The 26757-nt window shown below is 63.7% G+C and carries 23 protein-coding genes and 1 pseudogene; 9 read left to right on the top strand and 15 right to left on the bottom strand.

Annotation, left to right across the window (positions count from 1 at the left end):
- Positions 1–2: 2 nt before the first annotated feature.
- Entirely contained in the window at positions 3–452 is a 450-nt protein-coding gene (locus ACP2YO_RS32715; protein ID WP_426435258.1) for a (2Fe-2S)-binding protein, read from the bottom strand.
- 152 nt (positions 453–604) lie between these two features.
- Complete coding sequence (locus ACP2YO_RS32710) at positions 605–2005, bottom strand: MFS transporter (RefSeq protein ID WP_426435257.1); 1401 nt, start codon at positions 2003–2005, stop codon at positions 605–607.
- A gap of 317 nt (positions 2006–2322) precedes the next feature.
- Between ACP2YO_RS32710 and ACP2YO_RS32705 the strand changes: the two genes are divergently transcribed.
- From ACP2YO_RS32705 to ACP2YO_RS32695, 3 genes are read left to right on the top strand one after another with little or no spacing between them, the layout of a single operon-like run.
- Positions 2323–4062 (top strand): ABC transporter permease, encoded by a 1740-nt coding sequence (locus ACP2YO_RS32705; protein ID WP_426435256.1) that lies wholly within the window; start codon positions 2323–2325, stop codon positions 4060–4062.
- Between the two features lie 24 nt (positions 4063–4086).
- Positions 4087–5112 carry an ABC transporter substrate-binding protein gene (locus tag ACP2YO_RS32700; RefSeq protein ID WP_426435255.1) on the top strand — a complete coding sequence of 342 codons (1026 nt, stop codon included), beginning with the start codon at positions 4087–4089 and terminating at the stop codon, positions 5110–5112.
- Between the two features lie 15 nt (positions 5113–5127).
- The gene (locus tag ACP2YO_RS32695; RefSeq protein ID WP_426435254.1) at positions 5128–6231 is read left to right on the top strand and encodes an ABC transporter ATP-binding protein; all 1104 of its coding nucleotides are present in this window, start codon (positions 5128–5130) and stop codon (positions 6229–6231) included.
- Between the two features lie 32 nt (positions 6232–6263).
- Here ACP2YO_RS32695 and ACP2YO_RS32690 read toward each other — a convergent pair whose 3' ends face one another.
- The 6 genes from ACP2YO_RS32690 to ACP2YO_RS32665 form a co-directional block, all read right to left on the bottom strand.
- Positions 6264–7049: an ABC transporter ATP-binding protein gene (locus ACP2YO_RS32690; RefSeq protein WP_426435253.1), complete on the bottom strand. Its 786-nt coding sequence runs from the start codon at positions 7047–7049 to the stop codon at positions 6264–6266.
- On the bottom strand, positions 7037–8092 hold the full coding sequence (locus ACP2YO_RS32685) for a dihydrodipicolinate synthase family protein (RefSeq protein ID WP_426435252.1): 1056 nt from the start codon (positions 8090–8092) through the stop codon (positions 7037–7039). The genes ACP2YO_RS32690 and ACP2YO_RS32685 overlap by 13 nt, the downstream gene beginning before the upstream one ends.
- 8 nt (positions 8093–8100) lie before the next feature.
- Positions 8101–8925, bottom strand: a complete 825-nt coding sequence (locus ACP2YO_RS32680) for a GNAT family N-acetyltransferase (RefSeq protein WP_426435251.1) — start codon at positions 8923–8925, stop codon at positions 8101–8103.
- The gene (locus ACP2YO_RS32675; protein ID WP_426435250.1) at positions 8912–9949 is read right to left on the bottom strand and encodes an NAD-dependent epimerase/dehydratase family protein; all 1038 of its coding nucleotides are present in this window, start codon (positions 9947–9949) and stop codon (positions 8912–8914) included. Before ACP2YO_RS32675 ends, ACP2YO_RS32680 begins: the two co-directional genes overlap by 14 nt.
- Before the next feature lie 11 nt (positions 9950–9960).
- Entirely contained in the window at positions 9961–10731 is a 771-nt protein-coding gene (locus ACP2YO_RS32670; protein ID WP_426435249.1) for an ABC transporter permease, read from the bottom strand.
- 785 nt (positions 10732–11516) lie between these two features.
- The gene (locus ACP2YO_RS32665) at positions 11517–12164 is read right to left on the bottom strand and encodes a TetR family transcriptional regulator (RefSeq protein WP_426435248.1); all 648 of its coding nucleotides are present in this window, start codon (positions 12162–12164) and stop codon (positions 11517–11519) included.
- 100 nt (positions 12165–12264) lie between these two features.
- On the opposite strand from ACP2YO_RS32665, the gene ACP2YO_RS32660 reads away from it, so the two are divergent.
- A complete protein-coding gene (locus ACP2YO_RS32660; protein ID WP_426435247.1) occupies positions 12265–13269 on the top strand; it encodes an ABC transporter substrate-binding protein in 1005 nt (334 codons plus the stop codon).
- A 4-nt stretch (positions 13270–13273) separates the two neighbouring features.
- Here the strand turns inward: ACP2YO_RS32660 and ACP2YO_RS32655 are convergent, their stop codons facing one another.
- On the bottom strand, positions 13274–14062 hold the full coding sequence (locus ACP2YO_RS32655) for an IclR family transcriptional regulator (RefSeq protein ID WP_426435246.1): 789 nt from the start codon (positions 14060–14062) through the stop codon (positions 13274–13276).
- 122 nt (positions 14063–14184) lie between these two features.
- Here ACP2YO_RS32655 and ACP2YO_RS32650 point away from each other — a divergent pair, with 122 nt between their 5' ends.
- Together ACP2YO_RS32650 and ACP2YO_RS32645 are read left to right on the top strand one after the other, a co-directional pair.
- A complete protein-coding gene (locus ACP2YO_RS32650; protein ID WP_426435245.1) occupies positions 14185–16005 on the top strand; it encodes a flavin-containing monooxygenase in 1821 nt (606 codons plus the stop codon).
- Between the two features lie 39 nt (positions 16006–16044).
- Positions 16045–17973 carry an alkyl/aryl-sulfatase gene (locus ACP2YO_RS32645; protein ID WP_426435244.1) on the top strand — a complete coding sequence of 643 codons (1929 nt, stop codon included), beginning with the start codon at positions 16045–16047 and terminating at the stop codon, positions 17971–17973.
- 110 nt (positions 17974–18083) lie between these two features.
- Here the strand turns inward: ACP2YO_RS32645 and ACP2YO_RS32640 are convergent, their stop codons facing one another.
- The 5 genes from ACP2YO_RS32640 to ACP2YO_RS32620 are packed head-to-tail and all read right to left on the bottom strand — an operon-like array spanning position 18084 to position 22605.
- Positions 18084–18788: an ABC transporter ATP-binding protein gene (locus tag ACP2YO_RS32640; RefSeq protein ID WP_426435243.1), complete on the bottom strand. Its 705-nt coding sequence runs from the start codon at positions 18786–18788 to the stop codon at positions 18084–18086.
- Positions 18781–19524 (bottom strand): ABC transporter ATP-binding protein, encoded by a 744-nt coding sequence (locus ACP2YO_RS32635; protein ID WP_426435242.1) that lies wholly within the window; start codon positions 19522–19524, stop codon positions 18781–18783. Before ACP2YO_RS32635 ends, ACP2YO_RS32640 begins: the two co-directional genes overlap by 8 nt.
- 9 nt (positions 19525–19533) lie before the next feature.
- Positions 19534–20520: a branched-chain amino acid ABC transporter permease gene (locus ACP2YO_RS32630; RefSeq protein WP_426435241.1), complete on the bottom strand. Its 987-nt coding sequence runs from the start codon at positions 20518–20520 to the stop codon at positions 19534–19536.
- Positions 20520–21389 (bottom strand): branched-chain amino acid ABC transporter permease, encoded by an 870-nt coding sequence (locus ACP2YO_RS32625; RefSeq protein ID WP_426435240.1) that lies wholly within the window; start codon positions 21387–21389, stop codon positions 20520–20522. The genes ACP2YO_RS32630 and ACP2YO_RS32625 overlap by 1 nt, the downstream gene beginning before the upstream one ends.
- 16 nt (positions 21390–21405) lie before the next feature.
- Entirely contained in the window at positions 21406–22605 is a 1200-nt protein-coding gene (locus tag ACP2YO_RS32620; RefSeq protein WP_426435239.1) for an ABC transporter substrate-binding protein, read from the bottom strand.
- Between the two features lie 245 nt (positions 22606–22850).
- Between ACP2YO_RS32620 and ACP2YO_RS32615 the strand changes: the two are divergent.
- Together ACP2YO_RS32615 and ACP2YO_RS32610 are read left to right on the top strand one after the other, a co-directional pair.
- Positions 22851–23060, top strand: a pseudogene (locus tag ACP2YO_RS32615) (hypothetical protein); the annotation flags it as partial.
- A complete protein-coding gene (locus ACP2YO_RS32610; RefSeq protein ID WP_426443369.1) occupies positions 23061–23591 on the top strand; it encodes a GntR family transcriptional regulator in 531 nt (176 codons plus the stop codon).
- A 23-nt stretch (positions 23592–23614) separates the two neighbouring features.
- Here ACP2YO_RS32610 and ACP2YO_RS32605 read toward each other — a convergent pair whose 3' ends face one another.
- Positions 23615–24682, bottom strand: a complete 1068-nt coding sequence (locus tag ACP2YO_RS32605; protein WP_426435238.1) for a glycosyltransferase family 4 protein — start codon at positions 24680–24682, stop codon at positions 23615–23617.
- Between the two features lie 311 nt (positions 24683–24993).
- Between ACP2YO_RS32605 and ACP2YO_RS32600 the strand changes: the two genes are divergently transcribed.
- Positions 24994–26757 carry an ABC transporter ATP-binding protein gene (locus ACP2YO_RS32600; protein ID WP_426435237.1) on the top strand — a complete coding sequence of 588 codons (1764 nt, stop codon included), beginning with the start codon at positions 24994–24996 and terminating at the stop codon, positions 26755–26757.

The raw sequence follows: 26757 nt of genomic DNA, 5'->3' as shown, positions 1-26757 counted from the left end.
CCTCACGCGCTTGCGGCAGCATGGATCGCCTCGCGCACCTGCTGGAAGGTGCCGCAGCGGCAGATATTGGTGATGGCGTCGTTGATGTCGTCGTCTGATGGCTTCGGGTTCTCCTTCAACAGTGCTGCCACTGCCATGATCATACCGCTCTGGCAGTAGCCGCATTGCGGAACGTCATTGGCGATCCAGGCCTGCTGCACCTTGTGCAGCACACCGTTGACCGCGAGCCCTTCGATGGTGGTGATCTGCTTGCCGGTGGCTTCGCTGACCGTGACGCCACACGAGCGCATCGCGACGCCGTCGAGATGCACGGTGCAGGCGCCGCACTGCGCGATGCCGCAACCGTATTTGGTCCCCGTCAGTCCGACATTCTCTCTGATAGCCCACAGCAGCGGTGTGTCGTCCTCGACGTCCACATTGATTGTCTTGCCGTTGATATTGAGGTTTGCCATCGCTATCCCCTGATTGGTCCAATCCTCCGATTGAACTTCGCGGCGATGGTGGCCTTGAAACTGGAACCGTTCAAATCAAGAAAATGCGTTTGCAGGGCGGGAAGAAAATTGAAGGGCCGGTGTTGGGCCGCCCGCGCTTGCGCACATGGCTGTCATGCCTTTTGCGGTGAGGCAACCACCAGCCGCAGGAAGCTCATGACGCTGCCAAGCGCGGCAAAGCCGGCGCCGAGCGCGAGCGCGACGGTTGCGCCCTCGCGGTCAGCCAGCGCGAAGCACAGCGCGGCGAGCGCGGCGCCGGTGGTCTGCCCCATCAGCCGTGCGGTTGCGACGATGCCGCTGGCGCTGCCGCTGCGGTGAGGCGGCGCGCTCGACATGATCGCTCTCATGTTCGGCGTCTGGAAGAAGCCGAACCCGACGCCGCAGACCATCGTGCGCCAGACGATGTTGGCAACGCTCGGCTCGGGGGGCAGGGTCGCCAGCAGCACCATGCCAAAGCACAGCAGCAGCATGCCGATGCCGGCAAGAATGCCCGCGGGATAGCGGTCCGAGAGGCGCCCTCCGATCGGCGCCATGATGCCGACGACCAGCGGCCACGGCGTCATGAAGAAGCCGGTCTCGACCTGCGACCGATGCAATATGTCCTCGAAGTAGAACGGCAAGGACACGAAGGCGAGGCCTTGCACAGCGAATGAGCAGACCGCGGTGGCTGCGGAGAGCGCGAAGACCGGCCGCCTGAACAGGTCGATCGGCAGCATCGGCGCGGGATGTTCGGCGTGTCGCCGGGTCAGGATCCAGCCGAACACCAGGGCGCAAATGATTTCGGCAGTCACAAGCGCCGGCTGCGCCTTGTGGGCGGCGCTTCCGATCCCGATGATGAACAGGCCGAGACAGGCACAGGCCAGTGCCGCGCCCGTGAAATCGAAGCTGTGCGTGGCGCGCGGCGTCGCCGGCAGCGTCTTCAGTCCGATCACAATTGCAATCAGCCCGAACGGAATGTTGACGGCGAACAGCCAGGGCCACGGGCCGAAGGCCAGGATGCCCGACGCGATCGTCGGCCCCAGCGTGAAGGCGGTCGCGACGACAAGCGCGTTGTGGCCGAAGCCGCGGCCGAGCATCCGGTTCGGATAGACGAAGCGCACCAGCGCGGTGTTCACGCTCATCAGGCCGCTGGCGCCCAGTCCCTGCAGGGCGCGCGCCACGAGCAGACTAGGCAGCGACCACGCCAGGGCGCAGCCGAGTGACGCCAACGTGAACAGCAGCAGGCCGGCGAGATAGATGCGCTGATGGCCGACGATTTCGCCGAGTGCGCCGAGCGGCAGCAGCGTCGCGACCAGGGCGATCTGGTAGACGTTGACGACCCACACGACCTCGGCGGGGCTGACATGGAGATCGTTGGCGATCGCGGGCAGTGCGATGTTGGCGATCGCCGTGTCGAGCGAGGCCATCGCCAGCGCGGTGAAGATCGCCGCGATTGCCCAGCGCCGGGTCTCCCAGGGCAGTCCATCGGTGACGGGCGCCGAAGCTGCGCCTGATGTCGGGGTCTTTTCGAGCATGCCTCAGATATCTCCAACTCGCCATGTACTACGCCGGCCCCCCGTTCTACAGCCGTTCTGCTGCATGATGCGTATGCGATGCGGCCTTCGAAGCCGTGCACGTCGGGTCATGGCCCATGCAGATATCCCTCGATGGCGCGCAGGATCCGGCGGCCGGCGGCGGGGCCCGGTGCGTCATACAATCGCGCCAAGGCGACTTTCGGATAGCTTGCGTCACCGGAGCATTCGACTACCCTTGGTATACAAGGCGGCTGCAATTTCAGAATGGGCCGCAGAGGGGAAGCGCATTGCACGGACAGGCGGACCGGCGCAGCGAGATGACGCGTGGCGCCGGCGAGGGCGCCCGTCAGCGTGCGCTCACCGGTCTCTGGGTCGCAGCCCTGTTGGCGATCCTGGCCTTCCTGGTCATCTATCCCGTCTTCATGCTGCTGCTCGGCGCGCTGACCGACACCAATCCGGTGGTCGACGGTATCAGCCTGAGCCATTTGTCGGTCGCCAATTTCCTCACCGTGCTCGCCAATCCGAATGTCGGGGAGGCGCTGCTCAACACATTGATCGCCTGCGGCGGCGGCACGGGAGTAGCGGTCGCGATCGGCCTGTTTTTCTCCTGGATTGTGGTGCGCACCAACACGCCATTCAAGGGCTTCATTGCCGCCGCCAGCATCCTGCCGTTGTTCGCGCCCCCGCTGGTGGCCGGCGTGGCCTGGGCGATCCTCGGTTCGCCGAAGACCGGGCTGATCAATACGATGTTGAAGTCGATGGGGTCCGACCTGCGCGTCGATTTCTATTCGATGTGGGGCCTGGTATTCGTGTTCGGCATCTATTACGCGCCTTACGTCTACATGTTCACCGCCTCGGCGCTGCGCAACATGGATCCGAGCCTGGAGGAGGCCGCCGAAATCTCCGGTGCCAGCGCGTTCGCAACCCTGTTCACGGTGACGTTTCCGCTGATCATGCCGGCGATCGTCTCGGGCATGCTGCTGTCGTTCATCGTGATGCTCGGTATCTACGGCATCCCCGCGGTGCTGGGCGCGCCGACCAATCTCAGCGTGCTCACCACCTACATCTTCAAGCTCACCAACTGGTCGCCGCCGCTCTATAACACCGCGGCCGCCGTCGCGATCATCCTGATGGTGGTGACGGGTGGCCTGGTCTACCTCCAGCAGAGGGTGCTGAGCGGACGCAGCTACACGACCGTCGCCGGCAAGGCATTCCGGCCGCGCAGTCTCGACCTCGGCCCGTGGCGGTGGCTCACTTTGGCGCTTGCGATCGTCTATCTTCTCATCGTCGTGGTGCTGCCGTTGCTGGCGCTGATCGTTGCCGCCTTCCGCAAGTTCATGTTCATCCGCGACGCCGCCAGCTTGTTCGACATGCGGCAATATTCGCTGATGCATTTCCAGAGCATCTTCGACAATCCGCTGACGCTGAACTCGATCTACAACGCGGTCGAGGTCGGCGTCATCACCGCGATCGCCGGCGGAGCGCTGGCCTTTGCGATCGGCTACACCATCCATCGCACGCGGGTCACCGGACGGCGCGCGATCGACCTGATCTCGACGCTGCCGGTTGCGATCCCCGGCCTGGTGGTCGGCGTCGCCTATCTCTGGGCCTGGATCGGCGTGCCCGGCGGGCTGTACGGCACGATCTGGATTCTGGCGCTCGCCTTCATTGCTCGCTTCATGCCCGACACCGTGAAGGCGCTGTCGACCTCGTTCCTGCAGATCCACCGCGAGCTCGAGGAAGCGGCCTGGGTCTGCGGCAGGGGGACGCTGAGCACGATCAGGACCATCGTGCTGCCGCTGGCGCGGCCGGGCGTGCTGGCGGCCATGACGCTGCTGTTCGTGCTGGCGATCCGCGAGCTCGGCTCGTCGCTGTTTCTCTACACCAGCAACACGATGGTGATGTCGGTGCTGCTGCTCGACTACTACGAGGGCGGCAACATCGGAAAGACGGCGGCCTTCAGTCTGGTGCAGACGGTGCTGCTCGGCGTCTTGATCGGCGGCGCCAACTGGCTGTCGCGCGGGGTGACGCAGGCCAATGTGGGCCGGACCGGATAACAACAAGCAAGCGGAGGATTGGCGATGGATCGACGGACCTTCACCACACTGGCCTTGACCGGTGTCGCGACGTTCGCGCTGACACCGATTGCGCAGGCGCAGGAGTTCGGCTCGTCGGAACTGATCGCAGCCGCAAAGGCCGAAGGCAAGCTCGTCTTTTACACGGCGAACTTTGCCGAGATCGAGCAGGAGGTGATCAAGGCCTTCAACAAGCGTTTTCCCGAGATCAAGGTCGAGATGGTCCGCGCGCCCGGCGGCCAGCTCATCACCCGCGTCAAGACCGAGGCCGCCGCCGGCAAGCTGATCGCCGACGTGGTCGATCACTCCGACCGCGCATTGATGCAGCCGCTCGAGGATCTGTTCCAGGACTACGCGCCGCCGAATGCCGCGGAGTATGATCCGGCTGCGCTGATCTCGCCAAAACTCTGGCCACGCGCGACGATCGCGTGGTCGATTGCCTACAACACCGAGCTGGTGAAGGATCCGTCGAAATCCTGGATGGACCTGACCAAGCCGCAATATGACAAGATGACGGGGCAGGTGTTCGCGCAGTCCGGCGGCACGACCTGGACGCGGATCATGTTCGAACGCCAGGTGCTCGGCGAGGACTATTGGGCGAGGCAGGCGGCGACCCATCCGATTCTCTATCCCTCCGGGGCGCCGATGGCCGATGCGCTGGTGCGCGGCGAGATCGCGATGGGACCGCTGCTCTATAACATCATCTATCAGAAGAAGAAGGACGGCGCGCCGATCGAAATCTTCTTCGCGCCCGAGGGCGCGCCGGTCAACCCCTACGCCACCGGCATTCCGAAGACGGCCGCTCATCCGAACGCCGCCAAGCTGTTCCTGAACTGGTGCATGTCGAAAGAGGGACAGACCTTCATGATCAAGGAACTCGGTAACCTCACCTCGCTGAAGGTGCCGCCGGCATTCCCTGAGGGGTTCGATTCCAAGGTGGTCAAGCTCTGGTATCCGAAATTCGACGAGTATGTGAAGCTGCACGCCGCATGGGTGGCGGACTGGGACAAGACGTTCGGCTACCGGCAATAAGCGACGGATGCAGAGATGACGGCGACGCTCGAAGTCACCGAGCTCAGAAAACAGTTCGCGATCGGCCGCCCGGCGATCGACGGCGTTAGCTTCACCGTGCCTGCCGGCGAGATCGTAGTGCTGCTCGGGCCGTCGGGCTGCGGCAAGACCACGACCTTGCGCTGTGTCGCCGGGCTCGAGCATCCGACCGATGGCGAGATCAGCATTGCGGGACGCGTGGTATCGTCGCCCGCGCGCGGAATCCAGGTGCCGCCGCGATCGCGTGAACTCGGCATGGTGTTCCAGTCCTATGCGGTCTGGCCGCATATGACGGTGCGGCAGAACGTGGTCTATCCGCTGAAACACCGCAAGATCGGGCGCGCTGACGCCAACCGCAAGGTGGACGAAGCACTGGCGCTGGTTGGCCTGTCCGAATATGCCGATAGGCCGGTGGTCGCGCTCTCGGGCGGGCAGATGCAGCGCGTGGCGCTGGCGCGCAGCATGGTGTACCGACCGCAATTGCTGCTGCTCGACGAGCCGCTGTCGAACCTCGACGCCAAATTGCGCCTGCGGCTGCGCGATGATCTCCGCATCATCCTCAAGCAGACCGGCATGACCGCGCTCTACGTCACCCACGACCAGGCCGAAGCCGTCGTGCTCGGCGACCGCATCGGCGTGATGCGGGACGGCAAGCTCTTGCAGATGGATACGCCCGATCGGATCTATAATCGTCCGGCCGATCTGTTCGTCGCGAATTTCACCGGCGCCACCAACGAACTCGCGGGCACGCTGGTCGCGTGCAACGGCAAATACGGCGTGGTCGATTTCGGTGACGGCAGGCTCGGCGAGGTGGCCCTGTTTCACGCGCTTGCACCTGACGAGAAGGTGCGCGTCGCGCTGCGGCCGGAGAACATCGCGATCGGGCGTCCGGACGGCGGCAACACCTTCCAGGCCAAGGTGGTCGACCGCCGCTATCAAGGCACCCAGACCGCCTACGGTCTCGAGCTGTTCGGCAAGCGGCTGGAGGCGATCGAACTCGGCACCGCCGCGCGGCACCAGGTCGGCGTCGAGGCGCAGGTCGCACTGCCGCGCGACTGCCTGTGGGCCTATCGCGACAGCGGGCCGTCGTCGTATGAATAGCTCGTCTGGGCTTTGCTCGATATCCTTAAATCCTAAGCGTGTGGCGCCAGCCCCAGGCTCGCGTAAATCCGCCGCGCATAGGCGCCGAACGCATCCGTCGTCTTGATCGGCAGGTCGCGCGGCAAGGGCAGGTCGATCGGGAAATATTCGGCCATCCGCGCCGGGCCGGCCGTCAGCACGGCGCAGTGTGAGGCCAGGAACACGGCTTCCTGGATCGAGTGGGTGACGAAGATGATGGTCTTGCCGCTCTCGCGCCAGATCCGCAGCATTTCGAGGTTCATCTGCTCGCGGGTCAGCGCGTCCAGCGCGCCGAACGGCTCGTCCATCAGGATCAGTTTTGGATCGTGGACGAAGGCGCGTGCGATTGCGGTGCGCTGCTGCATGCCGCCGGAGAGCTGCTGCGGATATTTGTCCTCGTAGCCGGCCAACCCGACCAGCTTGAGCAGATCGCGGGCGCGCTCGCGCGCCGCCTTGATCGGGAGGCCGACGATCTCCGCCGGCAGCAGCACATTGTCGAGGATGGTGCGCCATTTCAGCAGCAGCGCCTGCTGGAACACCATGCCGATATCGCGCGCCGGATCGAACGGCGTCGTCGCGTTGCCGATTCTGACCGTGCCGCCGTCGGCAGCGTGCAGGCCGGCCAGGATCTTCAGGACGGTGGTCTTGCCGCAACCGGATGGGCCGACCAGCGACACCAGCTCACCTTCCTGCACGTCCATGGTGACGTCCGATACCGCGAGGAATTCGGTGCGCTTGGAACGATAGACCTTCCGGACGTTGCGCAGGCTGATGAAGGGCTCCGCCGTCATGCCAGCCATTTCTGCAGGTTTGCGGCGACGAACGCATCATCGGAGAGATCGGCGTGCTCACGGCAGACGCGGTCGATCTCTTCCATCTGGCCCGGGCTCAAGCCTTCATTCGGATCGAGGCACCAGATGCCGGCCAGCAGCCCCTGGCGCCGCAGGATTTCGTGGCAGCCGGCGATGCAGCCGTGGAAATTGTTGGCGACGTCGAAGAAGGCGCTGTTGCAATCGGTGACGCGGGCGTCGAGCGCCAGCAGGTCGGCCGGCACGGTCTCCTGGTGGCGTGCCGCCTTGCAGGTCTCGAACTGCCTGATGGCGCTTGCGGTCCAGACCGACCAGTGGCCGAGCAGGCCGCCCTTGAAATAAGTCCGCGTTGTGATGCCCCGGTCGCGCAGGTCGAACGGCAATGTGAGATCGAGCAGGATATGGTCGTCATTGCCGGTATAGAGCGCGACGCGGTCTAGCGCGCCGGCCGCCAGCACGCCGCGCAGCACGTCGAGCGTGCGATAGCGGTTGAACGGCGCGATCTTGATCGCGATGACGTTGTCGATCGCGGCAAACCGCCGCCAGAAATTGGCACCGAGGATGACGCCGCCGACCGCCGGCTGCAGATAGAAGCCGACCAGCGGGATTTCCTTCGCGACTGCCGCGCAATGGGCGATGATCTCGTCCTCGGAGGCCGATTTCATCGCGGCGAGGCTCAGAAGTCCGGCGTGATAGCCGATGCCGCGCGCGACTTTGGCCTCCGCAGTTGCCTGGTTGGTCGGACCGGCAAGACCGGCGACCATCGCGAGCGGCCGCTTGCTCCAGCTTGCTGCGGTCTCGGCGGCAAGTTCCAGCACCGGCTCGTAGAGGCCGACGTCGCGGATCGCGAATTGCGTGGTGTGGACGCCGACCGCGAGCCCGCCCGCACCGGCATCGATATAATAGCGCGTCAGCGCGCGCTGATGCCTGACGTCGAGCTGGCGGTTGGCATCGAGCGCGAGCGGGTGCGCCGGAATCACCGTGCCGTCGGCGATCAGCTTGCGTATGTCCGGCTTGATCTCACTGTGATGCATGGCGTGTCCTATCCAAATTCCGGGCCGGCGACGGCAAAGGGCAGCGCGGCAGCCTCTGCGGTTCGTGGGCCGAATCGCATCCGCTGGAATGGCCGCTCGATGGTCCAGCCGGCGACGGTAAGACCCTTCAGGAAATCGAGTTGCGAATGCACGGCGTCGATGATCAGCGGCCGCGCCTCGGAGTGCGCGATGGTGTCGACCAGCGCGACGGCGCTTGCGATATCGTCCGCGAATAGCGGCCCGATATGGCGGGCGACGCGCCCGCTGCGGACGAGGGCGATCGCCTTTTCATCGGAGACGAGGCGTGAGCCGGGGCGGTCGCAAAACGCCCGGAGCAGCGATTCGCGATCAAATCCGATCGCTTGCCGGTCGCGCGCGATTAGTTCGTCCGGATTTCCGGCCGAGAGCGCGCGCACGCTCGTGATTTGCGCAGGGGTGATCAGGCGTAGCCGCCGCAGTTCAAACGCCGGCGTGAATCCAAGCGGCCCGTAGATCGAGGCGCCTGCGGGTGTCGCGTCCAGCCATGTGGTCAGCTTCCGCGTTCTCGCCGCGTCGAGGCAGGCATCGACCAGCCGTGTCGCGATACCGCGGCGCTGCCAGCTTGCAGTCACGAGCACCATGCTGATCCAGGCGTTGCCGCCGGAATAGGGCAACAGCGCTGCGCTGGCGATCAACTGACCGCGGTCGCGGACGCCGAATACGATACCGTGGGTGAGAAAGAACCGCCAGTCGGCCTCGTTCTGGTTCCAGTGCGCTTCCGTCGATAACGTCAATCCCGCCGGCGCGTCGTCGACGCCGAGCTCGACGATCGCGAGCTCCTCAGTAGCGGCCATCGCGGACCTCGTATTTGGTGGGCTTGCCGAGGTTCGGCATCGACCGCGCAACCCAGTCGGCGGTCCATGCGACGAGCTGATCGGTATCGACAACCGGCAGGCCGAACAGTTTGACAGCCTGCGCGGTGTTGGTGAGCCAGGCGGTAGGCTCCTCCTTGCCCACGATGACAGGCGTGCGGCCGAAGCGCTGGCCGAATTTGGCGGCGAGATCGCGCACCGCGAGGATCTCATGGCCGCTGACATTGATCGGCGAGGTCGGCGTGTCGCAATGAGCCAGGCAGCGCAGCGCCTGCGCCGCCGCGTCACCCTGCCAGATGAAATTGACATGGCCGAGGCTGACGTCGATCGGCTTGCCCGTCAGGACCTTGGTCGCGATGTCGTGCAGCACGCCGTAGCGCATATCGATCGCGTAGTTGAGGCGGAACAGCCGGCCGGGCGTGGCGAATTGGCGCGAGAAGTATTCGAACATGCGCTCGCGGCCGACGCAGGATTGCGCGTATTCGCCGGGCGGGTTCGGCGCCATCTCTTCATCCGAGCCCTTGCCGTCGACCGGCACGAAGGGATAGACGCAGCCGGTCGAGAACGCGACGATCCGCGACCTCGCGAAGGCCTGTGCGACCAGCGCCGGCACATGCGCATTCATCGCCCAGGTCAGCGAGAGATCGCCCTCGGCGCCGAACTTGCGGCCGGCCATGAAGATCACGTTCGGGCTTTTCGGCAGCGCCCCGATCGCGGCCTCGTCGAGCAAGTCACAATTGATGGTCGCGACGCCGCGGGACTGCAGCCAATCCTGCACGCTTCGATCGCTGAAGCGCGCAACACCGATGACGTGGCGATCGGGCGCCGCGCGCTTGGCAAGTGCTGCCAGCGTCGGGCCCATCTTGCCGGCGACGCCGAGGATCATGATGTCGCCGTCGACCTTGCCGAGATCGTCGATCAACGCCTGGCTCGGCCGGCACAACAGATCGTCGAGCTCTGCGATGTCGGGGATGGTATCGGGCAGGGTGTCGCGGGTCAGCAGCATGTTTCGTCCTGTCATTGCAGCCTGATGTCGCGGACCACGAACAACCGTTCGAAGCCGAGCACGAGACCGTAGAGGGCGACCCCGAGCAGGGTCAGCAGCACCACGGCCATCACCATGGCAGGCGTATCGAGCGACGACTGCACCTGGATCATGAGGTAGCCAAGCCCGCGCTCGGAGGCGATGAACTCGCCGACGACCGCGCCGGCAACCGCGAGGATGGCGCCGACCTTCATCCCCGAGAACACGTAAGGCAGCGAGCCCGGCAGCTGGATCTTGCGGAACAGCGTCCAGCGTGAGCCGCGCAGCGATTTGACGAGATCGAGCAGATCGGGCTCGACCTCGCTGAGGCCCCGCGCGGTGGTGAGCAGGATCGGGAAGAAGCAGATCGAAAACGCGATCAGGATGTTCGGGATGATGCCGTAGCTGAACCAGACGATGAACAGCGGCCCGAGCGCGACCTTCGGGATCATGTTGAGGGTCACGAACAGCGGCAGCAGCACCAGGCTGACCAGCGGCGACCAGCTGAACACCACGGCGAGCGCGACGCCGACCAGGGCCCCGAGGCAGAAGCCGCCGAGGATTTCAGCCGCGGTGACCAGAAGATTCGGCAGCCAGGCATATTTGGCGCCGCCAAGCGTCGCGAGTGTCGCCAACGGCGAGGGCAGGATGAATTTCGGGATGTGGAATGCGTCGACCGCGACCTGCCAGAGCACGATCACGGCCAGATGCACGATCAGGATGATCGCGATCGTCCGCGTCGATCGTCCTCCGTCGTTGAACACCTGGATACTCCGTTGGCTGGGTCCGTGCGCCGGGCCCGTGCGGGCAGCCTACCGCGACTTCCAGCATCTTTCAACTATCTGGTTGATTAGATTTCGCCAGGACGACATCGAGGATGGTTCTCGATTCACGATCAACGATCGCGGTGTCATCACCCGCGCATGCGGTTGATCCAGTATTCCAGAGATGGTTGTGCTTGAGCCGATGGGCCGCTGCGTACTGGGTCGCCCGGTCCCAGTGCGCAATTGCGCACAAGGCCGGGCGATGACAGGTTTAGATGAGGACGCAGCTTCGCCTTCTCGCGACATGATTTGTCCGAGCTTTGCATTTCGTTTGCCCTCTCTCTTGGTAGAGGGCGCAGGGAAAGCCGGGTGCCGATCGCACCCATGGGCCCGGTGCAACAAAAAGCACCGGGGTAGGACCACAGGTGTAACCGGGAACTCCGGCTTTCCCTGCGCGATGGGTTACGGCTTATACGTGCTCTCCCCGGTGAGACTGGGCTCTTTTGTCACCGCCGTCAGCAAGAGACCTCAGTCTCTTGTGACAGGACACCTGCCACTAGGGCGTCAGGCCTGCACGATTTCGCCGTCCGCTATCTGCCACGCTCGTCAGTCGTGACAGCAGCGTCCACCGCATCCCACCGCGCGTTCGTGACGATCGCGAGCGTCCCTCAATCGGGTGAGACGGGGACATCTATATCACTGAGTTGCGCTTCCGAAAATCAGAATATTTTTATTGTGAGGGCTTGCGCCGTCGGGCAAATCAGTGATTAGGGGGATGAAGCGCCCTACGGCCGCAGCGACTGCATCACGAGATCAACCACATGCTTGCGCCGCGCGCGTTTCTCCGTCGTGCTGGACAGGTCCTTGCCGAAGATCGCCGACAGCGTCGGCGTGTTGGAGAAGAAGAAATAGCTCAGCCCCGCGATCGAAATATAGAGATGCACCGGGTTGACGCCCTTGCGGAAGGTGCCGGCGCGAACGCCTTCAGCGAGGATCTTCGAGACCATGCTGACCAGCGGCGAGTGCATGGCCTCGAGTTTCCGCGAACCGCGCACATGCCGGGCGCCGCCGCGGTTCTCGTCGTTCAGCAGCACGATGAAATCCGGGTGGGCGGCGAGATGGTCGAACGAGGCCTCGATCAGCGCCTTGATCGCCTGATCGGGCGGCAGGCCTTCGAGATTGAGCTTGCGCTCCTGGGCGCGGATTTCCTCATAGACCCACTCGAGCACCGCGAGGTAGAGCGCGTCCTTGTCGCCGAAATAGTGGTAGACGAGCTGCTTGTTGACGCCGGCGCGGGCCGCGATCTCGTCGACCCGGGCGCCGGCGAGGCCATTTTGCGCAAATTCGCGCCGCGCGGCGGTCAATAGTTTCTTCCTTGTGGCGACGGGGTCACGCCGCTGCGGCTTTGTGTCGTCCGATCGTCTCTTGAGCATTTCCAACCAAACAGTTGACAACTCGTCTTGTCCTCTGCTGCATTGGTAGCGTCAGGGGCGCGCAACGACAAGGCCGGCCTTGTGGCCTGAGGAGAGTGCGATGAGGGGTTTGAGAGCGGCGGCTGTGGCAATGGCGCTCGCGATGCCGACGGTGCCGTGCTTCGCGGGCGAGCCGGTCAATTTGACCCTGAACTGGACGCCGACCGCGGATCATTCGCCGTTCTATTATGCCAAGTCGCAGGGCTGGTACGAGAAGGCCGGCATCGATCTCACCATCGAGGTCGGCAAGGGCTCCGGCGTCTCGGCGCTGAAGGTCGGTTCCGGCGGTTCGCCGTTCGGCATCGCCGATCTCGCGACCATGCTGGTGGCGAAGGGCAAGGGCGCCGACGTGGTGGCGCTGATGAGCATCTATGCCAACACCGGCCAGACCTTCTACTGGCTGAAGAGCTACGGCGTGAACGGGCCGAAGGATTTTCCCGGCCACAAGATCGGCAACCCGCCCGGCGACGCCTCGCGCGTGATGTGGCCGGCGTTCGCCAAGGCCGCAGGCATTACGCCCGACTCCGTGACCTTTGTGAATGTCGGCCCGACCGCGAAGATCGCTGCGCTGAAGAGCCATAGCGTCGATATCATCAGCGACTTCTACAATGAGCACGACCTGAAGGTGATCGAGTTCGGCAGCGACCTCGGTTACATCAACTGGAAGGACATCGGGCTCAACCCGTATGGCAATTCGCTCATCGTCAACGGCGCCTACATGGCGAAGAACCCGAAGCTGGTGGAAGCGTTCGTGCGGGTCACCCAGAAGGCCTATGCGGCCTGCGTCGCCGACGTCGCGCCCTGCCTGAAAGCGCTGCTCGACCAAGCCTCCGGCCTCGACAAGGAGAACCAGCAGCGGCAGTGGGAACGCATCAAATATCTGATGACGGACGAATTCACCACGACGAAGGCGCTGGGCTGGATCGACGGCGAGCGGATGAAGAAGGACTACGAGCTGGTCCAGACCTATCTTGGGATGGAGAAGCCGTTCGACGTCAACACCGCGTTCACGACCAGGATGCTCGATGAGAGCATCAAGATGGACGCGAGCAAGGTGAAGAAGTGACCGGCTAACCCTCCGCGACCAGTGCGCGGATGCTGCGGGCGAGGCCGAGGATGCGCGGGCCGCATTCGCGCTCGATCTGCTCGGCGCTGAAGCGGAATGAGGGAACGCCGCAATTGACTGCCAGGCATTCGCCTGTCGGCGTGCGGTAGAGCGGCGCGGCGACGCCGAAGATTTCACGCCGCCACTCACCGAGCGAAACAGCGAAGCCGCGCTCCTTGCATAATTCGATGTCGGGCAGCGTGCGCCTCTCGACGTAATCGAACTCGTCCGGACGGTCGGCTTTGACGCGCGCCACGTAGCCGTCGAGCTCATCGCCTGTGAACAGCGACAACAGCGCGCGGCCGACCGCGGTCGGCGCCAGCGTGCTGACGAAGCCGACATCGGGCACATGCGGCGCCGCGTCGGTGGTGCGCAGCGTCTCGACATAGATGAAGTCGAGCCCGAACGGCATCGCGATCGACACCGTGCCGCCGGCATAGGTCGCGAAGACGCGCATCAGCGGCCGCGCGAGCTGGCGGACCTTCAGGGACGACAACACCGGATAGGCGGCGGCGAGCGCGCCGAGCCCGAGCACGAAGCGCCCCTTAGGGTCGCGCCGGAGGTAGCCGAGCTGCTCCAGCGTGTAGGTCAGCCGCGACACCGTCGGCCGCGACAGGCCGGTATGCTGGGCGAGTTCGGCGTTCGACAGGGCGCCGGTGTGCTTGCGAAATGCCGCCAGCACGTCGAGCCCATGCGCCAGGGTGGTCGCAAAGGACGGATCGGTCTGCGGCTCGGCTGCAATCAGTGACGTCATACGAAATAGTGGTCTCATATTGGAATTTTGTCAACATATCGGAATGAATTTGCCAATCATGTCGATATAGGTTTATCTGTGAGCGAAATCCCGCTGAGTTCCCTGAATCAAGGCGCTTTCAGATGACGATGACGGACCAGCCCCGCGACCTGAAACCCGCTGCCATCGACAAGGAGCGGCTGCGCCAAAAGTATCTGGAGGAGTGCAACAAGCGGCTGCGTGCTGACGGCAACGAGCAGTATCTGCAGATCAAGGGACAACTGGCGCACTACCTCGTCGATCCCTACACACCGGTCACCCCGCGCGCGCCGAAGACCGACCACGTCACCTTCGCTTTCGTCGGCGGCGGCTTTGCCGGGCTCGCCACGGCGGCGCGGCTCACCGAGGCCGGCATCAAGGATGTCCGCATCATCGAGAAGGGCGGCGATTTCGGCGGCACCTGGTACTGGAACCGCTATCCCGGCGCACAATGCGACACGGCGTCGATGGTTTACATGCCGCTGCTGGAAGAGACCGGCCACATGCCGTCGGAGAAATACGCGCACGCGCCTGAAATCCTCGCGCACTGCCAGCGGATCGGCAAACATTTCGGCCTGTACGACAACGCGCTGTTTCACACCGAGGTGGTGAGCCTGGACTGGAACGAGGCGCAGTCGCGCTGGACCATCCGTACCACCAGGGGCGATATCTTCACCGCGCAATATGTCGGCATCGGCACCGGCCCGCTGCACGTGCCGAAACTTCCCGGCATTCCCGGCATCGAGAATTTCAGGGGGCACTCGTTCCACACCAGCCGCTGGGACTATGACTACACCGGCGGCGATCCCTTGGGCGCGCTGATGGACAAGCTTGCCGACAAGCGCGTCGGCATCATCGGGACGGGTGCGACCTCCGTGCAGTGCGTGCCGTATCTCGCGCGCGCCTGCAAGGAATTGTACGTGTTCCAGCGCACGCCGTCGTCGGTCGACGTGCGCGGCAATGTCCCGATCGATCCCGACTGGTTCGCCGGAATCGCCACGCCCGGCTGGCAACTGCGCTGGCTGGAGAATTTCACGGCCAACCAGGCCGGCGGCTCGGCCGAAGAAGATCTGGTGCAGGATGGCTGGACCGATCTGTCGAAGCGGATCCGCGCCAAGGTCATGCTGCTGCCGCGCGAACAAAGGACCGTCGAAAACATGCGGGCCGCCTTTGAGGATTCCGACTTCGAAAAGATGGAAGAAATCCGCAACCGGATCGACAGCATCGTCGGCGATCGCGACACGGCGAAAAACCTCAAAGCCTGGTACGGCCAGCTCTGCAAGCGGCCCTGCTTCCATGACTCCTATCTTCAAGCGTTCAATACGTCAGGCACGCATCTGGTCGATACCGACGGAAAGGGCGTCGAGCACATCACCGGAAACGGGATCGTCGTCGCGGGCAGGGAATACAAGCTTGATTGCATCATCTATGCCTCCGGATTCGAAGTCGGCACCGAGTACAAGCGCCGGGCCGGCTTCGACCTGACCGGCCGCGACGGCATCAAGCTGTCGGACCATTGGGCGCAGGGCATGCGCACCAAGCACGGCATCCACGTCCACGGCTTTCCAAACGCGTTCTTCGTGCAGCCGACGCAAGGCGCCAATCTCATTTCCAACGTACCGCACAATCTGACCGAGGCCGCACGGACGATTGCGCAGATGGTCCAGCATGCGCAATCAAACGGCTTTGGGCAGATCGAGGTCAGCAAGGAGGCTGAAGATCGCTGGGTCGAACTGCTGCTGACCGGCGTCGGCCGGATGATCGGCGGTCCCGATTGCACGCCCGGCTACTACAACAATGAGGGACATGCGCCGAGTCCGGCGGCCAAGCTCAGTGTCGGCCATCCGGCCGGCGCGATGGCCTATTTCAAATATATCGACGAGTGGCGCCGCAGCGGCCAGTTCGAAGGTGTGCGGTTTCGCTGAGCAAGCGCAATCAAACTTGGTACGAGGGAGTAAACGACCATGACGACAGAAGGCGACACGTCACAGAAAGCCGCATCTCCGTCCGTCATCGCGCAGCATGAGGCGACGCTGAAGGCGTTGCCGTTCTCGGATATCAGCGATTTCGACGACGCTGCGCGCGGCTTCCTCGGCACCATCGAAAACGCGAAGATCACCTCGGCGCAGGGCCGGACGGTCTGGAGCCTCGAACCCTATGGCTTCCTCTCCGAGGAGAAGGCGCCGCCATCCGTCGATCCCAGCCTGTGGCGGCAGTCGCGGCTCAACATGCACCATGGCCTGTTCGAGGTGGTGCCGGGCGTCTACCAGGTGCGCGGATTAGACATCGCCAACATGACGCTGATCGAGGGCGACAAGGGCGTGATCGTGGTCGACACGTTGACCTCGATCGAAGGCGCACGCGCGGCGATGGAGCTCTATTTTCAGCATCGCGGCAAGCGGCCGGTCGCCGCCGTCATATTCAGCCACACCCACACCGACCATTGGGGCGGCGCGCGTGGCGTGATCGATGACGAGATGCTGGCGGCCGGCGTGCCGATTATCGCGCCTGATCTTTTCATGGAGCACGCGGTCTCCGAAAACATCATCGCGGGGCCGGCGATGCTGCGTCGCGCGCAATACCAGTTCGGGCCGTTCCTCGCCAAGGGTGTGCGCGGCCAGGTCGATTGCGGCCTCGGCAAGACCATGGCGGCCGGCGCCGTGGCTCTGCTGCGGCCAACCGACCTGATCATCTCGACCGGCGACATCAGGATCATCGACGGCGTCGAATTCGAATTCCAGATGGCGCCGAACAGCGAGGCGCCGGCGGAGATGCATTTCTTCCTGCCGCGCTACAAGCTTCTCAACCTCGCGGAGAATTGCACGCACAATTTCCACAATCTGCTGCCGTTCCGCGGCGCCGATGTCCGCGATGCGCTGGCCTGGTCGAAATATCTCGGCGAAGCGTTGCAGATGTGGGGCGGCAAGGCGGAGGCGATGTGCGGCCAGCATCACTGGCCGGTCTGGGGACAGGAGCGGATCGACACCATGATCCGCCAGCAGCGCGATCTCTACAAATATGCCCACGACCAGACCATCCGGCTGATGAACCACGGGCTCAACGCGGCCGAGATTGCGGAAACCATCCGCCTGCCGCAGAGCCTCGAAGGCGCCTGGCACGGCCGCGGCTACTACGGCCACATCAGGCACAATGTGAAGGCGATCTACCAAAAATATCTCGGCTGGTACGACGCCAATCCGGTCAATCTCGATCCGCTGCCGCCGGTGCAATCAGGCAAGAAATACGTCGAGTATATGGGCGGTGCGGATGCGATCCTGAAACGCGCCGCGGCGGATTTCGCCAAAGGTGAATTCCGCTTCGTGGCGCAGGCGGTCGGTCACCTCGTGTTTGCCGAACCGGACAATCAGGGGGCGCGTGCGATGCTGGCCGACACGTTCGAGCAGCTTGGCTACGCCGCCGAAAGCTCGACCTGGCGCAACGCCTATCTGTTCGGCGCCCAGGAGTTGCGGCAGGGCATGCCGAAGACGCCGCCGCGCGCTCCGATGCCGCGCGAAACGCTGGCCGCGCTGCGCACCGGGCAGCTCTTCGACGTGCTCGGCATCCGCCTCAACGGTCCCAAGGCTGAAGGCAAGCGCATCGTGCTGAACTGGAATTTCACCGATACCGGCGAGAGCTTCATCCTCAATCTGGAGAATGCGGCGCTGACCTATGTGAAGGGCGCGCAGGCGCCCGACGCGCACGCCAGCTTCACGCTGGCGCGCGGCACGCTCGATGAGATCATCGCCAAGCTGACCACGTTCCCGGAGGCCGTCAGCGCCGGCAAGATCAAGGCAGCGGGCGACCCGATGCGGCTCGGCGAGTTGATGGCGCTGATGGACGAATTCCCGCGGATGTTCGAAATCGTCGAGCCGAAGCGGACGGTGGTAAATTAGATGAATCCTCGCCGTCATTGCGAGCGTAGCGAAGCAATCCATATTGCCGCTTGCTGAGGCATGGATTGCTTCGTCGCTTCGCTCCTCGCAATGACGGAGGAGGCAGCGTCTCAAATCCCGAGATACGCCGCCTGCACCTGCTTGTTGTTGGCAAGCTCGGTGCTGGTGCCGTGTATGATCAATTTGCCGCTTTCGAGCACATAAGCGCGCTGCACTAGCGACAGCGCGCGGCTGACATTCTGCTCGACCAGCAGGATCGCGGTGCCCATCTTGTGGATCTCGCCGATCTTCTCGAAGGTCACGTCGGTCATCACGGGTGCCAGGCCCAGCGAGGGTTCGTCGAGCATCAGGAGGCGAGGCTTGAGCATCAGTCCGCGCCCGACCGCGAGCATCTGCTGCTCGCCGCCGCTCATGGTGCCGGCGAGCTGCTTCTTGCGATCAGCGAGGCGCGGGAAGATGTTGTAGACGAGCTCCATCGTGCGGGCGCGGTCGGCCTTGGCCTTTGGCACATAGGCGCCGATCTCGAGGTTCTCCTGCACGGTCATTTCGGGAAAGACCTGGCGGCCCTCCGGGACATGCGCGATGCCAAGCTCGGGAATGCGGTAGGGCGGCAGCCTGGCGAGGTCGACGCCGTCGAACGTGACCTTGCCGGCGAACAGTTTGACCATGCCGGAGACGGCGCGCAGCGTCGTGCTCTTGCCGGCGCCGTTGGCGCCAAGCAGGCCCACGGCTTCGCCCTCGCCAATGGAGATGCTGACATCGGTGATGGCCGGAACCGAGCCATAGCTGGCGCTGACGCCGGTAAGCTCAAGCATGGGCGTCTCCCGGCGGATGCACATAGGAGCCGAGATAGGCGCGGATCACTTCGGGATTCTCGACGATCTCCTTCGGCGCGCCCTCGGCGATCTTCTGGCCGTGGTCGAGCACCACGATGTGACGCGCCACCGCCATGATCGCGCGCATCACATGCTCGACGATCACGATGGTCAGGCCGGCGGTCGCGAGCTTCTTGATCAACGCTACGGCCTGGTCGATCTCGGACGGATTGAGCCCGGCCATCACCTCGTCGAGCAGCAGGATCTTCGGCTGCGTCGCCAGCGCGCGGGCCATTTCCAGCCGGCGCTGGTCGATGGTGGTGAGGTCCTTGGCCGCGGTCTGTTCCCTGGCGCCGAGCCCGACGAAGTCGATTGCCTCGAGCGCGGTCTTGCGTGCGGCGGCGACGTGGCGGTCGCGCAGGAAGGCGCCCGTCATCACGTTGGCGAGCACCGTCATCGCGCCAAACGGCTTTGCCACCTGGAACGTACGGGCCATCCCGAGCGCGCAGACGTCATGCGGCCTTAAGCCCACGACCTCCTTGCCGAAGGCGAGCACCGAGCCGGAGTCGGGCCGATGGAAACCGGTGATCAGATGAAAGCTCGTGGTCTTGCCGGCGCCGTTCGGACCGATCAGTGCCACCGTCTCGTTTTCCTGCACCGAGAAGCTGACATCCTGCACGGCGCGCAGGCCGCCGAAGCGTTTGCTGAGACCCTTGATGACCAGTGCGTCCGCCATCGCCGGCCCTCAGGCCCGCGCCGGCTTGCGCCGGACGTAGCGTTGGTAGATGTCCCTGATGACGCCCATCAGTCCGGTGGGGCGCCACAGGATCACCGCGATCAGGATCAGGCTGTAGACCGTGAGCTGGATGCCGCCGACCGAGCTGCCGAGCCAGCTCTGCAGCAGCGCCGATGTGGTTTCCAGCAACACGGTGCCGATGACGGGTCCCCACAGCGTGCCGATGCCGCCGACGATCGACACCAGCGCCGCCTCGATCGAGATATTGAAGCTGAAGGCGGTCGCGGGATCGATGAAGTAGATGTATTGCGTGTAGAAGGTGCCGGCGAGCGCGGTCAGGAAAGCGCTTATCAGGTAGATGTCGCGCTTGATCTTCGGCGCGTTGACGCCGATCGCTTCCGCTGCGTCTTCATCCTCGCCGATCGCGACGAGATAATAGCCCATCCATGACCTCTCGATCAGATGGGTGATCCACAGGCCGACGACGAGAAGTCCGAGGATCACGTAATAATAGGACGACTTGTCTTCGAACTGCATCATCAAGGGCGCGCTGCCGAGGTTTGGGATCGTGGTGCCTTCGGCGCCCCAGGCGAAGTCGCGGAATTTCAGGAAGATCAGCATCAGCACCTGTGCGGTCGCGATGGTGGCGATGGTGAAATAGGGGCCGCGCAGGCGGAAGCAGAGCCAGCCGATCGGCAGGCTCGCCAGCATCGCCACCACACCGCCCGCGACCATCCCGATCCAGGGCGAGATGCCATAGTTCACCTGCATGATGGTCGAGGTGTAGGCGCCGAGCCCGAAATAGGCGGCGTGCCCGAGCGACAGTTGCTTGGCGTAGCCGCCCATCAGATTCCAGGCGACGCCGATGAACGAGAACAGAAGGATGCGGATCAAGATGTCGACCGCAAACGACGAGGTGACGAGCTGGGGCAGGGCGATCAGGACCACGGCGGCCAGCGCCAGCCACAGCCATTTCATTTTTCCGGACGCCGACATCAGCGGCCCCACCTGGCGCCAAGGCCCGTTGGCTTGAAGGCGAGCGTCAGCAGCAGCATGGCGAACACCACGATCAAGCCTGAATCTGCGCCGACGAACTGGATGCCGAGCGATTCGGCGACTCCCATCATCAGGCTCGCGACCAGCGCGCCGATCACGTTGCCGAGCGTACCCAGCACGACCGCGACGAATGCCATCAGCACGAAGGTCTGGCCGACGAACGGATAGGCCGAATAGAACGGCATCAGGAGCGAACCAGCGGCACCGGCCAGCGCCAGCGCCGCGCCGAACGCGACCGCGAACACGCGGTTGGGATTGATCCCCATCAGCATCGCGACGTCGCGGTTCTGCGACGCCGCACGCATCGCGCGGCCGAGGTCGGTAGTGTGCAGGAACACCCAGAGCAGGCCGCTCAGCGCCATCGCGACACCGAAAGCGATCAGCTTGGCCACGGGAATGTAGAGCCCGCCGAAATGCAGCGCTTCGTCGGAATAGGAGGTGTGGACGGTCCGGTAATTTGCGGTGAAGAGCATCAGCGCCAGGTTCAGCAGCAGCAGCGACAGCGCGAAGGTCAGGAAGATCTGCGGCATGTCGTTCGGCCCCAGCACCCGCCGGATCAGGAAGTGCTGGATCAGCACGCCGGCGACAAACAGCACCGGCATCGAGACGACCAGCGAAACCAGCGGATCTATGCCGAATTGGGTCGCGAGGAAGAACGAGATGTACATCCCGATCATCACGAATTCGCCCTGGGCGAAATTGACGATCTTGACCACGCCGAAGATCAGCGTGACGCCGATGCTGACGAGTGCGTAGATGCCGCCGATGAGCAGGCCGTTGATCACGGCCTGGGCCAGAGTCTCCCACATGCGGTGCGACCGATGTTCAGGTTTTCATCAGCGGAGCGCGGGCGTCTTCCTTCGGGAAGACGCTGACGAGATCGGTGTTTTGCCACTGCACGCCGACCGGGCGGCCATAGATGTTCTTGCCGTCGGGCCCGAACTTTACCTTGCCGCCGGGCGCCATCGCTGCATAGCCGGACGAGACATCGAGCGTCGAGAGCGCGTCCCTCACCTTCCTGGGATCGGCTGAGCCGGCCCGCTCCAGCGCGTCGGCGAGCATGAATGTCTGCGCGACCAGGCCACCGGCATATTCGAACGCGAAATCCCCGGTCCGCTTCTTGAATTCGACGTTGACCTTCTGGGCCTCGTCGCTGACGTCGTGATTCCAGTGCGCAACGCCCTGCAGGCCTTCGGCGGCCTTGCCGACATTCTTGTAGAAATCCGGCATCACGAAGCCGCCGGAGCCTCCGTTGATCGCGACGCTCAGCCCGACCTGCTTCACGGTGCGGACGATCAGGATGAGGTCGTTGAGATAGGAGATCGCGAACAGCGTATTGGCGCCGGAGGCCTTGACCTTGTTGATCAGCGGACTTGCATCGGTGAAGCCGGCGGAGTAGGGCTCGAACATCACGATCTCGACGCCTTCGCCGGGCGCCAGTTCCTTCAGGCCGTTCGAGGTCGAGGTGCCGAATGCAGTGTTCTCGAAGATGACCGCGACCTTGGCCTGCTCGCTGGCGAGCTTGGCCATTTGCAATTGTGTCTTGGCGAACTGCGAAGCGCGCGCGAACGGCGTGAATGTGTAGGTGCGTCCCTTGTTGAGCTGGTCCGAGCTGGAGCCGGTGATGATCGGGACCTTGGCGCGCTCACAGACTTCGCTTGCGATCAGCGTCAATGCGCTGGCATAGCAGCCGTGGATCGCCGAGAGCTTGTTGCCTGATATCAGGCGGTCGGTCTCGGTGCGCGTCACCGTGGTGTCGCTCTGCACGTCGGACATGATGAGGTTGAGCCTGGCGCCGCCGAGCGATTTGATGCCGCCGGCCTCGTTGACCATCTCGACCGCGAGTTTCGCAGCTGCGACGCAGCCGCCGCCGATCTGCGCCATGCTGCCGGTGGTCGGATACAATGCGCCGATATTGACGGGATCGGCGGCCCAGCCCCGCAGCGGGACGGCGCCGAACGCGCCGGCGGCGAGCACACCGCCGGTCCTGACGAGAAACTGGCGACGGCTTTGTCGCTTCGACAAATTCGCTTTCGGCTCACTTCTGTCATCGACAGAAGTCGCGTTGCCAACAGAAGCCTTGCGAACTTTTTTCACGCCGTTTCCCCCTGTGGCACCGGTACAGCTGGCTGTCCACCGGTTTTTCGCGATCGTAGCCTTTCCCAAAATTGTTTACAATATAGTTTTCAATATTATCATGATTGTATACGCCGTCGTGTGACGCCGATGGGTTGCGCCTGGCAGGACGCGGCTGCCAAACCGGGGAGATTATGGTCGGAAAACCATCCAAGCGCGCGAGAGTTGGAGCCGCCAAGTCCCGTCAGATAGCGGCATCGCCTGTGCGCGAGCCGGCGGCGGTTGTGATCGCAAAGCGGCTCGAGGAGGACATCGTGCTGGGGCGGCGTCAGCCGAAGGAACGTCTGGTCGAACAGGACCTCTGCGACTTGTTCCAGACCCATCGCGGTGACGTGAGACTGGCTTTGTTCGAGCTCGAGAAAAAGGGCCTGGTCGAGCGCATTCCAAATCGCGGCGCGCTGGTGCGTGGATTGACCCCGCTGGAAGTCAAGGAAATCTACGCGGTCCGCGAAGAACTGGAAGTGATGGCGGTCTGCATCATTCCGTTCCCTGTCAGCCGCAAGGATATCGAGCGGCTGGAGGAATTGCAGCGCAAGCACGCCGCGGCCATTGTCGCAGGTGATCTCCTGACTGTCTTTTACAGCAATCTCAGTTTTCATCAGGCCCTGTTCGGCCTGTGCGGCAATGCCTGCCTGATCGAAACCATCGATTGGCTCGCTCAGAAGGTCTACGGGATCCGTTCTTACGCAAATGCCTTTCCACAATCGCTCGACGGCGCGCGCCGCGATCACCTTGATATGATCAAAGCGCTCCGCGGCTCGCGTCGCGACGATCTGGTGGCGTTGACCCGGCGCCACCTGAAGCCGTCGCCGGAAGCCTATATCAAGGCTTATGAACGCCGCTTCGGCAAGGCCGAGCTAACTCCCGTGCCCTGAACGGAGCCGGTAACCAAGCCAAGCTACTCGGCGCTCGCCACCAGTTTGAAGCGCGGCTTGGCTTCCATCAGGCCGCGATAGGCGGCGAGATAGTCGAGCGCCATGCGGCGTGCGGTAAAGCGGGTCTCGAACTGCTTGCGGATCGCATTGCGATCGAGGGTGGCGAGACGGCCGACCGCCGCGACGGCGCTGAGCTCGTCCTCGACGATGAAGCCGGTGAGGCCGTCGTCGATCACCTCAGGCACCGAGCCGCGGTTATAGGCGATGACGGGCGTGCCGCAGGCCATCGACTCGATCATCACAAGACCGAACGGCTCCGGCCAGTCGATCGGAACCAGCAGGCCGATTGCACCGCTCAGGAAGTCCGGCTTCTCGCGGTCGCTGATCTCGCCGATGAAATCGATCAGCGGATTGTCCGTGATCAGCGGCTTGATCAGCTCGTCGTAATAGTCCTGGTCGGCGCGATCGACCTTTGCCGCAATCTTCAGGGGGATGCCGCAGCGGGTCGCGATCTTGATTGCGCGATCGACGCCTTTCTCCGGCGCGATGCGTCCGAGCACGGCGAGATAGGATTGCCTGGCGGGCTGCGGTGTCAGCAGGTTCTCGGGCAGGCCATGGTGAATCGTACGCACCCAGTGCGCCTGCGGAACGGGCCGGCGCTGCGCATTGGAGATCGAGATGACCGGAATCTTCGAGAATGTATTGAAGACAGGTTGGTGCTCGGGAAGGTCAAGCCGACCGTGCAACGTGGTCAAGAAGGGCGTCGGCTGCCGGTGGAACAGCGACCACGGATAGTAGTCGAGATGGAAGTGCAGGAAGTCAAACTCGTCGTCGTCGGCCTTCTGCCTGACGCGCTCCAGCATCACCATGTGCAGCGCGTTTGGATCGCGCACGGAACCGTCAAGGCGCAGGGCCTTCGGCCAGGTCGCATCGAGCTTCCCTGACGTCTGAGAATCGCCGCTGGCGAACAACGTGACATCATGGCCGAGCGCCACGAGTTCCTCCGTCAACCAATGCACGACCCGTTCGGTCCCGCCGTATAGCTTGGGGGGAACTGCCTCCGTCAGCGGGGCCACCTGCGCGATGCGCATTTCTTCATCTCCTGTGTGTGATGTGAATGAAACAACCCTAGCCCTTTGATGGCACCGGCATGCCGAGACGGGAACGTTCTCGCACGTGCGAGGTTCCTTAGGTGTGTGACATCTGCCGCTCCTTCCTTCCTTCACACTGTGGTCTTGCTGATGCCATCTCGCTCCAACAGCTTTTGTCGACGGCACCGTTGCAAAATTGTTGCGCAGTGATGGCTGCAACAAGGAATCGACTCGCCGCTCTTCACGTCATCGTGCACGGGAAACTTAACTAAAAAAGATCTCGTTCACCCTCAACAGGTTTGCAGGACGTCATGGATCATCTCTCAGGATATGCGCATCGGCCGTTTCCGTTTGTGGTGCGCTATCTGCGCCAGCGTCCCACCTCGCATGTTGTCATCTTGTCGGCTGTCGTTGCGGCAGTTGCCTGCTCCGTGGGCACGCAATACGGCGTCAAGAGCCTGGTCGATACCCTCTCCGCAGGTCCGTCATCCGCGGGGGGCGTATGGCTGGCATTCGCTTTGCTCATGTCGCTGATCGCGGCCGACAACTTCCTGTGGCGGATTGCAAGCTGGACGGCGAGTTACACCTTTGTCGGCGTCACCGGTGACCTGCGACGCGACATGTTCCGCCATCTCACCGGCCACGCGCCGAGCTATTTCTCGGACCGGTTGCCAGGCATGCTGACCAGCCGGATCACCGCGACCTCGAACGCGGTGTTCACGGTCGAGAATATGTTCGTATGGAACGTGTTGCCGCCGTGCATAGCGACCTTCTCGGCAATCGCACTGATTGGAACCGTAAGCCTAACGATGTCGGCCGTGCTCGTGCTTGTTGCGGGAACCATGGTGCTGGCGATGTTCCATCTGGCTGCCGCCGGCAAGCCGCTGCACGACGATTTCGCCAGCAAGGCCGCGGCGGTCGACGGCGAAATGGTCGACGTCATCAACAATTTGCCGTTGGTGCGTGCGTTCTGTGGCCTGCGCTACGAGCACGGTCGCTTTGATGCAACGGTGAACCGGGAAGTCGTCGCGCGGGGCCGTTCGCTGCGTTATCTGGAGAAACTCCGCCTCGCTCACGCGGCCGTGACCGTCGTGCTGACGATCGCCATGCTGGCCTGGGCCATCAATCTCTGGCAGCAGGGCACGGCGACCACCGGCGACGTCGTGCTGGTTTGCACACTCGGCATCTCGATCCTCAGCGCCACCCGCGATCTCGCCGTCGCGCTGGTCGACGTCACCCAGCATGTCGCACGGTTGACCGAAGCGCTCGCGACCCTGTTGCAGCCGCACGAGCTGAACGACCACCCGGAAGCCGAGCCTCTGGTAAAGAGCGGCGCGGCGATCGCCTTCAACAATGTCACGTTCGGCTATCCCGGCGGCATGCAGGTGTTCGAGCGCTTCAGCCTGCGCATCCAGCCCGGCCAGCGGGTCGGCCTGGTCGGTCAGTCCGGCGGCGGCAAGTCCAGCCTGTTCACCCTGCTGCAGCGCTTCTACGACGTGGAGCAGGGCAGCATCACGATCGACGGCCAGGACATTTCCCGGGTGACTCAGCTCAGTCTCCGCGAGGCGATCTCGGTGGTGCCGCAGGACATCTCGCTGTTCCACCGCTCGATCATGGAGAACATCCGCTACGGCCGGCCGAACGCCTCTGACGACGAGGTGCTGCGGGCGGCGATCGCGGCGCGCTGCGACTTCATCGAGACCCTGCCGGAAGGCATGAACACCATCGTCGGCGATCGCGGCATCAAGGTCTCCGGCGGGCAGCGGCAGCGGATCGCCATCGCGCGCGCCTTCCTGAAGGATGCGCCGATCCTGCTGCTCGACGAAGCCACCGCGGCGCTCGACGCCGACTCAGAGGAGGCGATCCGCGAGGCGTTGTCGCGGCTGATGCGCGGGCGTACAGTGGTGGCGATCGCGCACCGCCTCGCGACGCTGCGAAACTTCGACCGCGTCGTGATGCTGCAGGGCGGCCGCATCGTCGAGGACGGTCCGCCGGACATCCTCGTGAAGGGCAAGGGGCCGTATCGCGACCTGGTCGCGCGCGAAATGGGCCGCCTCTCCACCAGCGCGGCCTGA

The sequence above is a fragment of the Bradyrhizobium genosp. P genome (genome assembly GCF_049949265.1).
In the GTDB taxonomy this organism is placed as follows: Bacteria; Pseudomonadota; Alphaproteobacteria; order Rhizobiales; family Xanthobacteraceae; genus Bradyrhizobium.
Note: the sequence above shows the minus strand (reverse complement) of the source record. Positions and strands in the feature narration are given on the sequence as shown.

What these genes read in the sequence shown, in the direction of transcription:
- ACP2YO_RS32715 (WP_426435258.1), bottom strand. Translation starts at nt 452, where the DNA reads ATGGCAAACCTCAATATCAACGGCAAGACAATCAATGTGGACGTCGAG.
- ACP2YO_RS32710 (WP_426435257.1), bottom strand. Translation starts at nt 2,005, where the DNA reads ATGCTCGAAAAGACCCCGACATCAGGCGCAGCTTCGGCGCCCGTCACC.
- ACP2YO_RS32705 (WP_426435256.1), top strand. Translation starts at nt 2,323, where the DNA reads ATGACGCGTGGCGCCGGCGAGGGCGCCCGTCAGCGTGCGCTCACCGGT.
- ACP2YO_RS32700 (WP_426435255.1), top strand. Translation starts at nt 4,087, where the DNA reads ATGGATCGACGGACCTTCACCACACTGGCCTTGACCGGTGTCGCGACG.
- ACP2YO_RS32695 (WP_426435254.1), top strand. Translation starts at nt 5,128, where the DNA reads ATGACGGCGACGCTCGAAGTCACCGAGCTCAGAAAACAGTTCGCGATC.
- ACP2YO_RS32690 (WP_426435253.1), bottom strand. Translation starts at nt 7,049, where the DNA reads ATGGCTGGCATGACGGCGGAGCCCTTCATCAGCCTGCGCAACGTCCGG.
- ACP2YO_RS32685 (WP_426435252.1), bottom strand. Translation starts at nt 8,092, where the DNA reads ATGCATCACAGTGAGATCAAGCCGGACATACGCAAGCTGATCGCCGAC.
- ACP2YO_RS32680 (WP_426435251.1), bottom strand. Translation starts at nt 8,925, where the DNA reads ATGGCCGCTACTGAGGAGCTCGCGATCGTCGAGCTCGGCGTCGACGAC.
- ACP2YO_RS32675 (WP_426435250.1), bottom strand. Translation starts at nt 9,949, where the DNA reads ATGCTGCTGACCCGCGACACCCTGCCCGATACCATCCCCGACATCGCA.
- ACP2YO_RS32665 (WP_426435248.1), bottom strand. Translation starts at nt 12,164, where the DNA reads ATGCTCAAGAGACGATCGGACGACACAAAGCCGCAGCGGCGTGACCCC.
- ACP2YO_RS32660 (WP_426435247.1), top strand. Translation starts at nt 12,265, where the DNA reads ATGAGGGGTTTGAGAGCGGCGGCTGTGGCAATGGCGCTCGCGATGCCG.
- ACP2YO_RS32655 (WP_426435246.1), bottom strand. Translation starts at nt 14,062, where the DNA reads ATGACGTCACTGATTGCAGCCGAGCCGCAGACCGATCCGTCCTTTGCG.
- ACP2YO_RS32650 (WP_426435245.1), top strand. Translation starts at nt 14,185, where the DNA reads ATGACGATGACGGACCAGCCCCGCGACCTGAAACCCGCTGCCATCGAC.
- ACP2YO_RS32645 (WP_426435244.1), top strand. Translation starts at nt 16,045, where the DNA reads ATGACGACAGAAGGCGACACGTCACAGAAAGCCGCATCTCCGTCCGTC.
- ACP2YO_RS32640 (WP_426435243.1), bottom strand. Translation starts at nt 18,788, where the DNA reads ATGCTTGAGCTTACCGGCGTCAGCGCCAGCTATGGCTCGGTTCCGGCC.
- ACP2YO_RS32635 (WP_426435242.1), bottom strand. Translation starts at nt 19,524, where the DNA reads ATGGCGGACGCACTGGTCATCAAGGGTCTCAGCAAACGCTTCGGCGGC.
- ACP2YO_RS32630 (WP_426435241.1), bottom strand. Translation starts at nt 20,520, where the DNA reads ATGTCGGCGTCCGGAAAAATGAAATGGCTGTGGCTGGCGCTGGCCGCC.
- ACP2YO_RS32625 (WP_426435240.1), bottom strand. Translation starts at nt 21,389, where the DNA reads ATGTGGGAGACTCTGGCCCAGGCCGTGATCAACGGCCTGCTCATCGGC.
- ACP2YO_RS32605 (WP_426435238.1), bottom strand. Translation starts at nt 24,682, where the DNA reads ATGCGCATCGCGCAGGTGGCCCCGCTGACGGAGGCAGTTCCCCCCAAG.
- ACP2YO_RS32600 (WP_426435237.1), top strand. Translation starts at nt 24,994, where the DNA reads ATGGATCATCTCTCAGGATATGCGCATCGGCCGTTTCCGTTTGTGGTG.